This window comes from Chitinophaga sp. W2I13 (assembly GCF_050434005.1).
Taxonomy (GTDB): Bacteria; Bacteroidota; Bacteroidia; order Chitinophagales; family Chitinophagaceae; genus Chitinophaga.
This window is the reverse complement of the sequence record NZ_JBNPWD010000001.1, coordinates 2,361,550-2,376,342: the sequence shown is the minus strand read 5'-3', so window position 1 is coordinate 2,376,342 and position 14,793 is coordinate 2,361,550. Positions and strand designations below refer to the sequence as shown.

General features: G+C 45.6%; 12 protein-coding genes. All 12 read left to right on the top strand.

Annotation, left to right across the window (positions count from 1 at the left end; genetic code table 11):
• Nucleotides 1-376: 376 nt before the first annotated feature.
• The 12 genes from QFZ48_RS09650 to QFZ48_RS09595 all read left to right on the top strand — a co-directional run bounded on the left by QFZ48_RS09650 (nt 377) and on the right by QFZ48_RS09595 (nt 14,746).
• Complete coding sequence (locus QFZ48_RS09650) at nt 377-1,651, top strand: c-type cytochrome (protein WP_429062101.1); 1,275 nt, start codon at nt 377-379, stop codon at nt 1,649-1,651.
• Nucleotides 1,652-1,720: 69 nt separating this feature from the next.
• A complete protein-coding gene (locus QFZ48_RS09645) occupies nt 1,721-4,789 on the top strand; it encodes a TAT-variant-translocated molybdopterin oxidoreductase (protein ID WP_429043650.1) in 3,069 nt (1,022 codons plus the stop codon).
• 109 nt (nt 4,790-4,898) lie between these two features.
• A complete protein-coding gene (gene nrfD, locus QFZ48_RS09640) occupies nt 4,899-6,335 on the top strand; it encodes an NrfD/PsrC family molybdoenzyme membrane anchor subunit (RefSeq protein WP_370909115.1) in 1,437 nt (478 codons plus the stop codon).
• A gap of 48 nt (nt 6,336-6,383) precedes the next feature.
• Nucleotides 6,384-6,977, top strand: a complete 594-nt coding sequence (locus QFZ48_RS09635; protein WP_370909116.1) for a DUF3341 domain-containing protein — start codon at nt 6,384-6,386, stop codon at nt 6,975-6,977.
• 83 nt (nt 6,978-7,060) lie between these two features.
• A complete protein-coding gene (locus QFZ48_RS09630; RefSeq protein WP_370909117.1) occupies nt 7,061-7,660 on the top strand; it encodes a c-type cytochrome in 600 nt (199 codons plus the stop codon).
• A 43-nt stretch (nt 7,661-7,703) separates the two neighbouring features.
• Nucleotides 7,704-8,909, top strand: coding sequence for a quinol:cytochrome C oxidoreductase (locus QFZ48_RS09625; protein WP_429062099.1), 1,206 nt, complete (start codon nt 7,704-7,706; stop codon nt 8,907-8,909).
• A 63-nt stretch (nt 8,910-8,972) separates the two neighbouring features.
• Nucleotides 8,973-10,025 carry a cytochrome c oxidase subunit II gene (locus QFZ48_RS09620; protein WP_370909119.1) on the top strand — a complete coding sequence of 351 codons (1,053 nt, stop codon included), beginning with the start codon at nt 8,973-8,975 and terminating at the stop codon, nt 10,023-10,025.
• Nucleotides 10,026-10,137: 112 nt separating this feature from the next.
• Nucleotides 10,138-11,949, top strand: a complete 1,812-nt coding sequence (locus QFZ48_RS09615; protein ID WP_429043657.1) for a cytochrome c oxidase subunit I — start codon at nt 10,138-10,140, stop codon at nt 11,947-11,949.
• 125 nt (nt 11,950-12,074) lie between these two features.
• A complete protein-coding gene (gene cyoE, locus QFZ48_RS09610; protein WP_429062097.1) occupies nt 12,075-12,974 on the top strand; it encodes a heme o synthase in 900 nt (299 codons plus the stop codon).
• Nucleotide 12,975: 1 nt separating this feature from the next.
• On the top strand, nt 12,976-13,557 hold the full coding sequence (locus QFZ48_RS09605) for a cytochrome c oxidase subunit 3 (RefSeq protein WP_370909122.1): 582 nt from the start codon (nt 12,976-12,978) through the stop codon (nt 13,555-13,557).
• Between the two features lie 27 nt (nt 13,558-13,584).
• On the top strand, nt 13,585-14,259 hold the full coding sequence (locus tag QFZ48_RS09600) for a cytochrome c oxidase subunit 3 (RefSeq protein ID WP_370909123.1): 675 nt from the start codon (nt 13,585-13,587) through the stop codon (nt 14,257-14,259).
• A gap of 82 nt (nt 14,260-14,341) precedes the next feature.
• Nucleotides 14,342-14,746, top strand: a complete 405-nt coding sequence (locus QFZ48_RS09595) for a cytochrome C oxidase subunit IV family protein (protein ID WP_370909124.1) — start codon at nt 14,342-14,344, stop codon at nt 14,744-14,746.
• Nucleotides 14,747-14,793: the final 47 nt, after the last annotated feature.

Sequence of the window (14,793 nt, the reverse complement as noted above, 5' to 3'; positions counted from 1 at the left end):
CGCAGAAATTAACTGCGCTGACAGATAATATATTATATTGTGTGTTGAAGGATATAGGGGACCACTATTTGATTTTCATCTGCATATATTATAATTATATCCCCGCAAACCTTGCCCCACGTTATGATGTAGACGTGCGCCCACAGAGGAATTGAACTTTCAATTAAAATAATAAGTTTTGAAAGGAAATATTAAACAAAGTGTTTAAATAGGCCAGCAGCAAGACTTTCAGCTCAATCGTTGTTCAAAAAACGGGTTAAAAACAGCATTCTATAAGACAATAATTTTTTTTAATTGTTGGTAAATTGTCAACATTCTGTCTTATTTTTGCTGGCACTTTTAAGAAACTTTAGGTCAAATCTAAACTATATAGGCTGTGTATCGTCGTGTTTCCATTCTTTTGCGCAAGCATTTTGTGAGTGTGCTTATTCTATGCGCTAGTATAGTAATTCCGTTTTCTTCTGTTAAGGCAGCGGATCCAGCGAAGGGTAAAGCATTATTCCAAACAAATTGCGCTTCCTGCCATAATGTCCATAAGAAGCTGACAGGTCCTGCATTAGCGGGGGTAGAAGATCGCTGGCCCGATAAGAAATTATTGCACCAGTGGATCCACAACTCTGCGTCTGTACTGGCTACGGGAGATAAGTATGCTAATGCTCTGTACCAGGAGTACAACAAGACAGCGATGACGCCGTTTCCCCAGTTATCCAACGAGGAAATTGACGACATCCTGGCTTACGTAAAAGTTGAGCAAGCGAAAACTCCCGGAGGCGCCAAACCTGCTGAAGCTGGTGCAACTGAAGGTGCTGAAGACAAAGGCAATGACAACAGTTTACTGTTTGGTATCATCACACTGATCCTTGCAGTAGTAGCGCTGATCCTCATGCAGATCAACAGCAACCTGAATAAGCTGGCGGGTGATAAAGAGGGTGTTCCTACTCCAGACCCTGTTCCTTTCTACAAAAATAAAGCTTACCTGGCGCTGATTATCCTGGTGCTGTTCATGGTAGGCGGTTACTTCACTATTCAGGGGGCTATCGGCCTGGGTCGCCAGAAAGACTATATGCCGGAGCAACCTATCTTCTACAGCCATAAGGTGCATGCGGGTATCAACCAGATCAACTGTTTGTACTGCCACGCCGGTGCTGAGAAGAGCAAGCATGCAATGATCCCCTCTGAAAATATCTGTATGAACTGTCACAAGGCCATTAAGGAATACTCCGGTCCTGAGCTGACAACTGCAGAAGGTAAGAAGGTAGATGGTACTGCTGAAATTGCAAAATTATACGATTACGTAGGCTGGGATCCTGAAGCTGGTAAATATACCAAGCCAGGCAGACCGATCGAATGGACTAAAATCCACAACCTGCCTGACCACGTTTACTTTAACCACTCTCAACACGTGGTTGCCGGTCAGCAACAATGTCAAACCTGCCACGGTGCCATCACCGAAATGGATGAAGTACATCAGTTTGCCGATCTCTCTATGGGATGGTGCATCAACTGTCACCGTACTACCAAAGTGCAGTTTGCGGACAACAACTATTACAGCATCTTCGAAAAGCTTCATCAGGATATTAAAGATAAGAAGATCGATAGCGTAACAGTTGAGATGGTAGGTGGTACTGAATGTCAAAAATGTCACTACTAGGAAGGATTTAGAGAGATTTTCTCTTAATCAGAAGATATCAAATTTATAAACGTAACTCGTTAATATAACATGGAGCAAAAAAAGTATTGGAAAGGCTTGGAGGAGTTGCACAATACCGATGCGCATCAGGAAATTGTGAAGAATGAATTCAGTGAAGAACTTCCGTTCGAGAGTGAAGGCCTGTTGAATGCTACTACCCCCCGCAGGGATTTTCTGAAATATCTGGGGTTCACCACCGCTGCAGCCGCTATTGCTGCCAGCTGTGAAACACCGGTTAAGAAAGCGATTCCGTATGTAAACAAACCGGAAGAGATCACCCCGGGTGTAGCCAATTATTATGCTTCTTCTTACGCCATTGATGGCGAATACGTACCGGTTGTGGTGAAAACCCGCGAAGGTCGTCCCATCAAAATGGAGGGGAATACTTTATCAGCTATCACACAGGGCGCTACATCCGCCAAAGTACAGGGCGCTGTATTAAGCCTGTATGATACTGCCCGTCTCCGTTTCCCATCTATTGGTGGTACGGAAACAACCTGGGCAGAACTGGATAAACAAGTAGGTGCAGCACTGGCCGGATTAGGCGGTGCTCCTGTTGTTTTATTAAGCGCTACTTTACTCAGCCCCACTACCAAAAAAGTGATCGGCGAGTTCCTGGCAAAATATCCAAACTCCCGCCACGTAGTATACGATGCAGTTTCTTACTCCGGTATGCTGCAGGCAAATGAAGCCTCTTACGGTCAAAGAGTTGTTCCTTCCTACCACTTTGAAAATGCCAAAGCGATAGTGAGTTTAGGTGCAGACTTTATCGGAACCTGGCTGAACCCTGTTGAATATGCCCGCCAGTTTTCTTCTACCCGTAAGATCAATGCTCAGAAACCCGAAATGTCCAAACTTTTCGCGTTCGAAAGCCATATGAGCCTTACCGGTGCAAACGCGGACGAAAGATATACACACAAACCTTCTGAAACCGGTGCAGTAGCACTGGCACTGCTGGCAGCAGTTGGCGGCAGCGTTACCGCTCCGGCTATTGCTGACAAACGTGTAGCAGATGGTATCAAAAAAGCAGCGGAATCACTGAAGGCCAATGCCGGTAAAGCACTGGTAGTAAGCGGTTCTAACGATGTAAATGTACAGATCATTGTAAACGCCATCAACAACATCGTTGGCGCCAATGGTACTACCATCGATTTCGCATCTCCATCCAACTACCGACAGGGTATCGACAGCGACATGACCAAACTGGTAAGCGATATGAACGCAGGCAGCATCGGTGCTGTACTGATTTATGGCGCTAATCCTGCTTACGACTACTTTGAATCTCAGAAATTCGCAGAAGGTCTGAAGAAAGTGAAAGTCGCGGTATCCTTTAACGACAGAAATGACGAAACAACTGAACTGTGTAAATATGTAGCTCCTGATCATCACTTCCTGGAATCCTGGAACGATGCTGAAGGAAGAGCAGGTTACTATAGCTTTGCCCAACCTACTATCCTGCCGCTGTTTAAAACACGCGCTATACAGGATACCCTCCTCACCTGGTCTGGTAACACTACTACTACCTGGGCTGACTACCTGAAAAATGAGTGGATCAGCAAACTGGGCGGACAGGAAGCATGGGATAAAGCATTACAGGATGGTATTGTTGAACCAGCTGCAGCTCCTGCTTTAGGTGGTGCTACATTTGCCGGTGATATTGCCGGTGCTGCATCGAAGATCGGCAGTGCCAAGAAAGGTGGTAAACTGGAACTGGTGCTTTATGAAAAAGTAGCTATCGGTACCGGCAGATCTGCCAACAACCCATGGTTACAGGAAATGCCTGATCCGATCACCCGTTCTACCTGGGGTAACTACGCCTGTATCTCCAACAAACTGGCTAAAACTTTCTCTACTCAATTAGGTGATGATTACGAAATCAACGCAGAGAAGAAAGTGCTGAAGGTTAAAGCCAACGGTAAAGAAATCGAACTGCCGCTGCTGATTGTTCCGGGTATGCACCCTGAAGTAATCGCTATTGCAGTAGGTTACGGCCGGAGCAATAATGTAGGAAGAGCTGCCGGTGGTATCGGTAAAAATGTTTATCCGCTTGTTAGCTTCAATGGTCAGAACTTCGACTACTTCGCTGTTGACGCAACAGTAGAGGCTACCGGTCAAAAGGAAATTGTTGCTTTAACGCAAACACATAATAGTTACGAAGGTCGTCCGATCGTTAAAGAAACTACCCTGGAAGAGTTCATCAAGAACCCTAAAGAGGTAAACGAAGACAGACTGGAACTGAAGAAATTTGGTCCTGACTTCCGCAAGGATGCTACCCTGTATCCTAATTACAGCTACCCTGGTATCAAATGGGGCATGTCTATTGATCTGAACACCTGTTTCGGTTGTGGTGCATGTACAATTGCCTGCCAGGCAGAAAACAACGTTTCTGTTGTAGGTAAAGAAGAGGTGGCTAAAGCGCATGAAATGCACTGGATCCGCATCGACCGTTACTTCAGCGGGGATGAAGAGAATCCGGAAGTGGTGTTCCAGCCGATGTTGTGTCAGCATTGCGATAACGCGCCTTGCGAAAACGTTTGTCCGGTTGGCGCAACCAACCACAGCTCTGAAGGTATTAACCAGATGGCTTACAACCGTTGCATCGGTACCCGTTACTGCGCTAACAACTGTCCTTACAAAGTACGTCGCCTGAACTGGAGAGACTGGAATGGTGCTGACAGCTTTGAAAACAACCTGTACGATGTAGCTGATATGAACGATAACCTGACGCGCATGGTACTGAACCCGGATGTAGTGGTTCGTAGCCGTGGTGTGATGGAAAAATGTTCTTTCTGCGTACAACGTTTACAGGAAGCGAAACTGGATGCGAAGAAAGCTGGTCACCCATTGAAAGATGGAGCTGCTAAAACCGCCTGCCAGCAAGCTTGTGGCGCTGATGCGATTGTATTTGGTAACATCAACGACAAGAACAGCGAAATCTATAAGATTCGTAACGAGCAGCAGGTAGACAGGATGTACTATGTGTTGGAAGAAACACACGTACTGCCATCTATCAGCTACCTGGCGAAGATCAGAAACAAGGATGCCGCTCCTAAAGCAGAAAAAGAGTCTGCTCACAAGGAAGAAGCGCATCACGCGTAATGGTCTTAACCGGTAACCGTTAAGAAAAAGACAGAAAGAACAGAATCTGAGATCATAACAAAAGACAAGGGCTAGTAGCTAGAAGCTAGCAGCTAAAAGCTTATAGAATATGCATTTAAAATACGAATCCACACTGAGAGAACCTTTGGTAGACGGGGTTAAGGATTATCACCAGGTAACGGAAGATATCATTAGTCCCATTGAAGGGAAGCCCGGAAAACTGTGGTATGTAGGCTTTTTCATCTCCCTGACACTGTTGGGCTTTGGTGCCTTTTCCGTGTTCTGGCAGATCTATTTCGGTGTCGGAGTATGGAATCTGAATAAAACCATCGGTTGGGGTTGGGATATTACCAACTTCGTATGGTGGGTAGGTATTGGTCACGCCGGTACCCTGATTTCCGCGATCCTCCTGCTGTTCCGCCAGGGTTGGCGTACAGGGGTGAACCGTGCGGCGGAAGCGATGACGATCTTCGCGGTAATGTGCGCCGGTCAGTTCCCGATCATTCACATGGGTCGTGTATGGATGGCGTTTTTCATTCTGCCTTATCCAAATACCCGCGGTCCGGTATGGGTTAACTTTAACTCTCCGCTCCTCTGGGACGTATTTGCGATCTCTACTTATTTTACCGTATCCCTGCTGTTCTGGTACTCTGGTCTCCTTCCGGATTTCGCCAGTGTTCGTGACAGGGCTAAAACAAAATTGCGCAAGTTATTATATGGTGTAGCAGCATTCGGCTGGACCGGTTCTACCAAGCACTGGCAACGTCATGAAGCGCTGTCGCTGGTACTGGCAGGTTTGGCTACTCCACTGGTATTGTCTGTACATACGATCGTATCTTTTGACTTTGCGACTTCTGTAATTCCTGGTTGGCATACTACCATCTTCCCTCCTTACTTTGTGGCGGGTGCGATCTTCTCCGGATTTGCGATGGTACAAACGCTGCTGATCATTACACGTAAAATATTACATCTTGAAGAATACATTACCCTGGGTCACATGGAAGCCATGAACAAGGTAATTGTGTTAACGGGTTCTGTAGTAGGTTGTGCTTACCTGACTGAGTTATTCATGGCATGGTATGGCGCTAACCCTTACGAGTTCGCTACTTTCTTCAAGTATCGTGCTGCCGGTCCGTTAGGATGGTCATATTATATCATGATGACGTGTAACGTGGTAACGCCGCAGGTATTCTGGTTCCGTAAAATGAGAAGAAATGTAATGGTGACTTTCGTAATGTCCATCATTGTGAACATTGGTATGTGGTTCGAGCGTTTCGTAATCATCTGTACTTCACTGTACCGCGATTACCTGCCATCCAGCTGGTCATACTATCGTCCGTCCTGGCCTGAAGTAGGTTTCTACATGGGTACTTTCGGTTTGTTCTTTACCTGCTATTTCCTGTTTGCTAAATATTTCCCTGTAATTGCACTGGCTGAAATCAAGTCAATCCTGAAAACATCCGGTCAGAACTACAAGGAGAAAATGGAAGTGTACGAAGAAGAGCCTGCAGAGAAATTTGCTCATGATGTGGCTCACGCACATTAATAGATGAATTAAGAGAACTTATTACCTGGAATTTGAATTTTTAAATATATGGCTGTTAAAAAATTTGTTGTAGGCTTGTTTGACGATGAGGCGGTATTGTTTCCGGCAGTAAAGAAAGTACGCACTGCAGGATACAAATTGCACGATGTATACACTCCTTTTCCTGTTCACGGCCTCGATCATGCAATGGGTTTAAGAGAAACCAGTCTGCACACAGCCGGTTTCATATATGGTATCACTGGTACCACTACAGCATTGGGTTTCATGAGTTGGGTGTTTAATGTAGACTGGCCGCTGAACATTGGTGGTAAACCACATTTCCCGTTACCAGCTTTCATTCCTATCACCTTTGAGCTGACCGTATTATTTGCGGCGGTGGGTATGGTGATGACTTTCTGTTATCTGTGCCAGTTAATGCCGGGTGTAAAGAAACACATCTTCCATCCAAGACAAACAGACGATAAGTTTGTGATGGTAATAGAGCTGACAGAAAAAACCAATGCGGAAGAAGTAAAGAGCTTCCTCGCTGCTGCAGGTGCACAGGATATCAATGAGCAGAAGGCTGAAGCAGGATGGTGGTTCGGAAGATACGATAAGGACGATGAGCCTTATCTCCGTAAGATTCAGACCGCAAACGCTTAATTAAAATAACAGCTAAAACATACCGTTGCGACATTAGGATTTGAGCAAGCAAGAACTAATGAAAGCTAGATAAATAATTTCTGATGAAAAGGACTTCCAACATATTGATTGTAGCCGCATTGGCAACTGGAGCTTTCCTGGCAGCCTGTAACAGGGGGGAGCATAACAGAAAGCCCGGCAGGATTTATATGCCAGACATGTATGAATCCCGTGCGTATGAATTTTACAGTGCTCGTTTGTCAGGCCTGAAGCCAGTGGAAGGAACAGTAAAAAGAGGAGAACTTTTGCCATACCATCTGAAAGAATCAGATACGGCACTGGCTAATCTGGTAAAGAATCCATTAACTATTACGCCATCTGATCTGAAGGAAGGCGAACGTTTATTTAATATCTACTGTGGTATCTGTCATGGTACTGCATTAGATGGTAATGGTCCGCTGTACAAAGGTGGAGATGGACCTTATCCTGCAGCTCCTGCCAACCTGATTGCCGGTGCAAAATCCGGTTACACAGAAGGCCGCCTGTTCCATGTAATGACTTATGGTTATAACATGATGGGTAGTTATGCCAGTCAGCTCGACAGAGACCAGCGCTGGAAGATTGCTGCTTATATCAAGAGTAAACAGCCAGGTGCTGCCGCCCCGTCTGCCGCTCCTGCTAACGATAGCACTGCAGCTAAATAAATGAGTTAAACTGAATTTCAATCAAGTATTTTAATATACAGTAATGAAAGACCAATTTGTAGTACCGGCAAGATTAAAAAAGACCAGCTTCGTGTTAATGGGCGTGGGCTTGCTGACGTTATTGATCGGATTAATTGCGTTTCGAGGTGAGAACGCGACACGGTTTTGGGCCGGTCTGTTGCAAAACAGCAGCTTCTTTTTGCTGATTACATTGGCGAGCACCTTCTTTATAGCTGCCACTACCCTGGCACATGGTGGCTGGCAGATTGCTTTCCGCCGTGTACCTGAAGCGATTTCAATGGCCGTTCCTGTTTTGTCTGCCATTTTATTTGTGATTGTAATGATCCTTGTTTTTGGTGGAAAAGAAGATATTTACCACTGGGTAAACGCACATCACGTAGCGGAGGATAAGATCCTGACCTGGAAATCTGCTTTCCTGAACAAAGGATTCTTTACCGTAGCTACTATCCTGACACTGGGCCTCTGGATATTCTTTACCCTGAAGCTCCGCAAAATGTCTATCGAAGAAGATGGATGGGATCTGCGTCCTGAAACAGGCCGTAAATTACTCTGGAGAAATACCGTTGTATGCGGTGGCTTCCTGGTAGTATTTACCCTGAGCGTTGGATCTACCACACCATGGGTTTGGTTAATGAGTATCGATGCACACTGGTTCTCTACCATGTACAGCTGGTACACTTTCGCCAGCACCTGGGTATCCGGTCTGTCGCTGATAGCACTGTTCGTAGTATATCTGAAAAAACACGGTTATCTCACTTATGTAACGGAAGAGCACCTGCACGATCTGGGTAAATTCATGTTTGCATTCAGCATTTTCTGGACTTACCTCTGGTTCTCCCAGTACATGCTGATCTGGTACGCCAACATGCCGGAAGAAACTGAATACTTCCAGCCGCGTGTTTGGGGCCAGTGGAGACCAATCTTTTTCCTGAACCTCCTGATCAACTTTGTTACTCCGTTGTTGTTCCTGATGAAAAGGGACACCAAACGTAACTATACTGCCATCGTTTTCATCGCTATTGTGATCATCTTCGGTCACTGGCTGGATTTCTGGCAAATGGTTTACCCAGGTACCGTTAAAACCCTGGTATTCCCTTGGTATGAATTCGGACTCGGACTCGGTTTCGTAGGACTGATCATCTTCCTGGTATCTAACCAGCTGACTAAAGCTGCATTGGTTCCGAAGAATCATCCTTACCTGAAAGAAAGTATCATTCACCACACCTAATTGGGTGATCAAGGAGATTAGGCAAAAGAAAAGCATTAGATAACTTAATTATTTCATATAGCAATGTCAGGATTTTTAGCAGTCTTAGTTGTTGTTCTCATATTCATAGTCATCTTCCAGATTGCGAAGGCGAGCGAATATGTGTCCATATTGAAGGGAGAAAAGAAAGCGCGCGAGCAAAGCAACCGTATAAATGGTTTCCTGCTGATTGCATTCCTGGTGCTGGGGCTTATAGGAGTGTACTACTGTAATGATTTGCTGAAGGGCAAGATCCTGGGCGAATCTGCATCAGAACAGGGCGAAGGCGTTGATACCCTCATTTACGTAACACTGGCCATCACCGGTATCGTGTTCGTGGTTACCCAGGTTGCATTGTTCTGGTTTGCATTCAAATACCAGGAGAAAGAAGGCCGTAAAGCATTTTACTTTCCGCATAATAATAAACTGGAAGTTATCTGGACCGTTATCCCGGCTATTGCCTTAACAGTACTGGTGGCTTTTGGTTTGAAACACTGGTTCCAGCTTACCTCAGAAGCGCCAAAAGACGCTGCTGTGGTAGAAGTAACCGGCAAACAGTTTAACTGGATCTTCCGTTATCCTGGTAAGGATGGCGCACTGGGTCGTCGTGACATTAAGAATATTGATCCTTCCGCCGGTAATGAACTGGGTCTGGACTGGAACGATCCTTTGAACAAGGATGACTTTATGCCTACCGAACTGCACCTGGTAGTTGGTAAACCGGTAAAATTCATCATTGGTTCCCGCGATGTAATCCATGACGTAGGTTTGCCTCACTTCCGCATGAAAATGGATGCGGTTCCCGGTATCCCTACTACCCTGTGGTTTACACCTAAGTACACTACTAAACAAATGAAGGAAAAAACCGGTAACCCGGATTTCACCTATGAAATTTCCTGCGATCAGATGTGTGGTAGCGGTCACTACTCCATGAGAGGCGTGATAGTGGTGGAAACTCAGGCAGAATATGATAAATGGGTAGCTGCCCAGAAATCAACATACAGCCTGACACACGCAGACACTGCAGCTCCGGCTGCGCCTGCCGGCGAAGCCAAAGCAGATAGCACACAAAAAGCAGTAGCTGCAAATATTCAGTAAGCTGTAATTTTGTGTAGAAGAATTTTTGACGGAGTACAATTAAAAACTAAAAAGACAAACTGACAAACGACGATACTTCCCGGGCGTTAGTTTATAATAAACCGAACCGATTATGAGTAACGAAGCAACATTGCACAGTCAACAGGAGGTAATGCACGGAGCGCATGATCATCATGATCATGAGCACCACCATGAAGACAGTTTCATTTCGAAATATGTGTTCAGCATGGATCACAAAATGATCGCCAAACAATTCCTGATTACTGGTATCGTTTGGGCTATCATTGGTGCTTTCTTCTCTGTACTGTTCCGTTTGCAACTTGGTTTTCCTGATGCCACTTTCCCCTGGCTGGAAAGTATCCTGGGTCATTGGGCTAAAGGTGGCCGCATTACAGCGGAAGCTTACTATGCACTGGTAACAATGCACGGTACCATCCTGGTATTCTTTGTATTAACGGCCGGCCTGAGCGGTACCTTCTCTAACCTGCTGATTCCTTTGCAGGTAGGTGCACGTGACATGGCCTCTCCCTTTATGAACTGTTTGAGCTACTGGTTCTTCTTCCTGGCCAGCCTGGTAATGATGGCTTCCCTGTTTGTTCAAACAGGTCCGGCTTCCGGAGGTTGGACGATGTATCCGCCGCTGAGTGCATTGGGAGACGCTTCCATCGGTTCTAAAATAGGTGTGGATCTTTGGTTGACCAGTATGGCGCTGTTTGTTGTTTCGCAGCTGCTGGGTGGTTTGAACTATATCTCCACACTGCTGAACATGCGTACCAAAGGTATGGCGATGACCAAAATGCCTTTGACTATCTGGTCATTCTTCTTCACTGCTGTATTGGGCGTATTGTCTTTCCCTGTATTGTTGTCAGGTTTCATCCTGCTGCTCATGGATCGTCACGCTGGTACCAGCTTCTACCTGTCTGATATCTTTATTGCTGGTAAAGCACTGGCAAATGAAGGTGGTAGCGCTATTCTCTATCAACATTTATTCTGGTTCTTAGGTCACCCTGAGGTATATATTATCATCCTCCCGGCGATGGGTATGGTTTCTGAAGTACTGGCGGTAAGTTCCCGCAAGCCTATCTTTGGTTACCTGGCGATGATCGGTTCCCTGTTCGCCATCTGTATCCTGGCCTTCCTGGTTTGGGCGCACCATATGTTCGTAACAGGTTTGAATCCATTCCTGGGTGCATTCTTCGTACTCTTAACCTTATTGATTGCGGTACCATCTGCCATCAAGGTATTTAACTGGATCACTACTATCTGGAAGGGTAATATCAACTTTACGCCTGCTTCCCTGTTCTCTATCGGTTTTGTGAGCACTTTCATCTCCGGTGGTTTAACAGGTATCTGGTTAGGTAACTCTTCTATCGATATTCACCTGCATGATACCATGTTCGTAATCGCTCACTTCCACATTGTAATGGGTGTATCTGCGTTCTTTGGTATGTTTGCCGGTATCTACCACTGGTTCCCTAAAATGTATGGCCGTTTCATGAACCAGACCATTGGTTATATCCACTTCTGGGTAACCATGATCGGTGCTTACCTGATCTTCTGGCCAATGCACTACGAAGGTATGGCGGGTATGCCAAGAAGGTACTATGATGTATCTGGCTGGGCTTCCTTCAAACAGTTTGGTGGTTTGAATGAGTTCATCACTATCGTGGTAATCCTGGTATTTGCAGTACAGCTGCTGTTTGTGTTCAACTTCTTCTACAGCATTTTCAAAGGTAGAAAGATGACCACACAGAATCCGTGGAACGCAACTACCCTGGAATGGACTACACCTATCCATGCCGGTCACGGTAACTGGCCTGGTGAAATTCCTGAAGTATACCGTTGGGCTTATGACTATAGCAAGGATGGAAGAGATTTCATTCCGCAAACAGAGCCTATCGGACCTAATGAATCAGCGCACTAAAATATAGTTCGGAATTCCGGCAGGAAGACACCTTTCAGGCGAAAAATCTTCCTTCCGGGATTTTGTTCACTGTGATGTTTGTAAATTTGTTCCGGACTTAAACCCGGGATGTGGCTAGAAAAAAAATGTTGCAAGAAAACTCCATAAAATTGTCGTCATCATATGCGGTAGCAAGCAAGGTGAAAGATTACTCTCAGTTAATGAAGTTTAATCTCACCTTTATGGTGGTATTTTCATCTGTGGTTGGTTACCTGCTGGTGCCTGGCGTGGAGTTTAACTTAGTAAAAGTTCTTTTATTATTTGCTGGTGGTTTGCTGGTTTCCGGATCAGCCAATACCATTAACCAGATTTGGGAGAAGGAGACAGATAAACTGATGGCGCGCACCGCTGTTCGTCCATTGCCTTCGGGGCGTATGCACGACAACGAGGCGATAGCGCTGGCTGCGGTAACCGGTGTTGCGGGACTCCTCGTAATGGGGTACTGCTTTAACTGGTTAAGTGCTGCATTGAGCGGGTTATCTTTGGTGTTATACGGTTTTGTGTACACGCCCTGGAAAAAATGGAACTCTCTTGCCGTGCTGGTAGGAGCTATTCCTGGTGCCATGCCTCCCCTGATCGGTTGGGCAGCCGGCGCCAACAACCTGAGCGAAGGTGGCTGGTCGTTGTTTGCTATCCAGTTCCTGTGGCAGTTTCCGCATTTCTGGGCCATTGCCTGGATTGCGTATAAAGATTATGCGAGGGCAGGTTTTAAAATGCTGCCGGGCAGCGGAGAGCCCAACAAGTACACCGCCATACAGGCCGCCATGTACACGTTGTTGCTGATTCCCGCCGGCGTAGCGCCATACCTCCTGAAGATCACTGGAAGCATTTCTGCCATAGTGGCTATTCTGGCGGGAGGTTTCTTCCTTTACAGGGCAGTTAACCTGTACAGAAAGAACGATGTTCCTGCAGCGAGAAAGCTCATGTTCGGATCTTATATTTATCTGACAATTGTTCAGCTGGTACAACTGCTGGACAAAGCGTAAAATGAAAAGAGGAGTGATGGATACTATGACATTAGAACAACGTAAGAAAATACATCCGCATAAATATTCCTTATGGATCGCCATGGGTAGTATTACCATGATGTTCATAGGGTTTACCAGTGCTTACATTGTTAAAAGATCCCAGGCAAACTGGCTGGCATTTGAACTGCCGCATATTTTCTGGATATCCACTGCCGTAATTTTAACCAGCAGCGTAACAATACACCTGGCTTTAAAGCAGTTCAGAGAAAGGAATATGCAGCGTTACAAACAACTGATCACCCTCACAGCATTTTTGGGTGTGGTGTTTGCGGCCTGCCAGTGGATAGGATTTTCACAATTGAAGTCGGTAGGACTGCCCCTCAACGGGCCTGTTTCCGCTTCTTTTATTTATGTTATCGTAGGAGTGCACATGCTGCACGTGCTGGGTGGTGTAGTAGCACTGCTTATTATGTTTGGCAGGGCTTACAGAACCCGTGTACGGACCTACAGCGCAGTGCCCATTGAAGTAGCCGCAACATACTGGCATTTCGTGGACGTACTGTGGATTTACCTGTTAATTTTTTTAAGTATCGCCAGATAAACTTTGTAAAATTTTATAAAACAAACAATGGATACAGCAGTTACAGCGAAGAAAAAATGGTGGGCCGGAGGATATTCTCCCTTTAATGTGAGCTATGGTAAGTTGATGATGTGGTACTTCCTGATGTCAGATGCGTTCACATTCGGCGCATTATTGATTTCATATGGTACCATCCGGTTTTCCAGCCCGTCCTGGCCTGATCCGAATGAAGTGTTCCGCTCCTTCCCTGGCATGGGCCATGCCAACTTACCGTTGGTATTTGTGAGTTTGATGACCTTCATTCTCATCATGAGTTCTGTAACCATGGTACTGGCAGTACACGCCGGTCACATGAGAGATAAAAAAGCAGTGGCCAAATGGATGATCTGGACCATCATTGGTGGTATCGCGTTCCTGAGCTGTCAGGCATGGGAATGGACGCATCTGTACCACGAAGGTGCATGGTGGGGTCGTAATCCTTTCATGAATGTTGACGGCACACTGGCATCTACCAACTTTACCAACTTCTTCTTTACTATTACCGGTTTCCACGGTTTACACGTAACTTCCGGTGTGATCCTGAATATCGTAATCCTTGCGAACGTACTGAAAGGTACTTATGAGCACAGAGGTCACTACGAAATGGTGGAAAAAGTAGGTTTGTACTGGCACTTTGTAGACCTGGTTTGGGTATTCGTATTCACCTGCTTCTACCTGCTCTGAGTAAAAGACAAGCAGAATAGTACAAGGTTTGTTGTTGATTATTTGGAATCTGATTTTTAGAATTTATTTAATTTAAATAATAATGGAGCATACACATACTGAAGCTGGGCATGAAGCTGCACATGCCGATTCATCTACCAAAACAATCTGGAGAACGTTCTGGATCCTGTTGTGTATCACAATGGTGGAAGTAGGTCTGGCCTTTTTACATCTGGAAACTGGTTTCCCGAGCAGGGTATTCCTGAATGCCATCTTCGTTGGTCTCACCGTGGTGAAAGCTTTCTATATAGTTGCTGAATTCATGCACCTGGGTCACGAAATCAAGAACCTGATCCTTACCATATTGATTCCGTTACTGTTATTTGTATGGTTTATCGTTGCATTCCTGTATGAAGGGGATTCCTGGAAAAACATGCGGAAAGACCTGAAACCAGGTACGCCGGTGGAAGCACCAAAGGCTCCTGCAAAAGAAGGACATCATTATTAATTTCATCATAAACTATCAGGATCATCTCTCGCAGGGCTTTATTAGGA

Coding starts and splice junctions, on each gene's coding strand:
- QFZ48_RS09645 (WP_429043650.1), top strand. CDS start 1,721: ATGGAGCAAAAAAAGTATTGGAAAGGCTTGGAGGAGTTGCACAATACC.
- nrfD (WP_370909115.1), top strand. CDS start 4,899: ATGCATTTAAAATACGAATCCACACTGAGAGAACCTTTGGTAGACGGG.
- QFZ48_RS09635 (WP_370909116.1), top strand. CDS start 6,384: ATGGCTGTTAAAAAATTTGTTGTAGGCTTGTTTGACGATGAGGCGGTA.
- QFZ48_RS09630 (WP_370909117.1), top strand. CDS start 7,061: ATGAAAAGGACTTCCAACATATTGATTGTAGCCGCATTGGCAACTGGA.
- QFZ48_RS09625 (WP_429062099.1), top strand. CDS start 7,704: ATGAAAGACCAATTTGTAGTACCGGCAAGATTAAAAAAGACCAGCTTC.
- QFZ48_RS09620 (WP_370909119.1), top strand. CDS start 8,973: ATGTCAGGATTTTTAGCAGTCTTAGTTGTTGTTCTCATATTCATAGTC.
- QFZ48_RS09615 (WP_429043657.1), top strand. CDS start 10,138: ATGAGTAACGAAGCAACATTGCACAGTCAACAGGAGGTAATGCACGGA.
- cyoE (WP_429062097.1), top strand. CDS start 12,075: ATGTTGCAAGAAAACTCCATAAAATTGTCGTCATCATATGCGGTAGCA.
- QFZ48_RS09605 (WP_370909122.1), top strand. CDS start 12,976: ATGAAAAGAGGAGTGATGGATACTATGACATTAGAACAACGTAAGAAA.
- QFZ48_RS09600 (WP_370909123.1), top strand. CDS start 13,585: ATGGATACAGCAGTTACAGCGAAGAAAAAATGGTGGGCCGGAGGATAT.
- QFZ48_RS09595 (WP_370909124.1), top strand. CDS start 14,342: ATGGAGCATACACATACTGAAGCTGGGCATGAAGCTGCACATGCCGAT.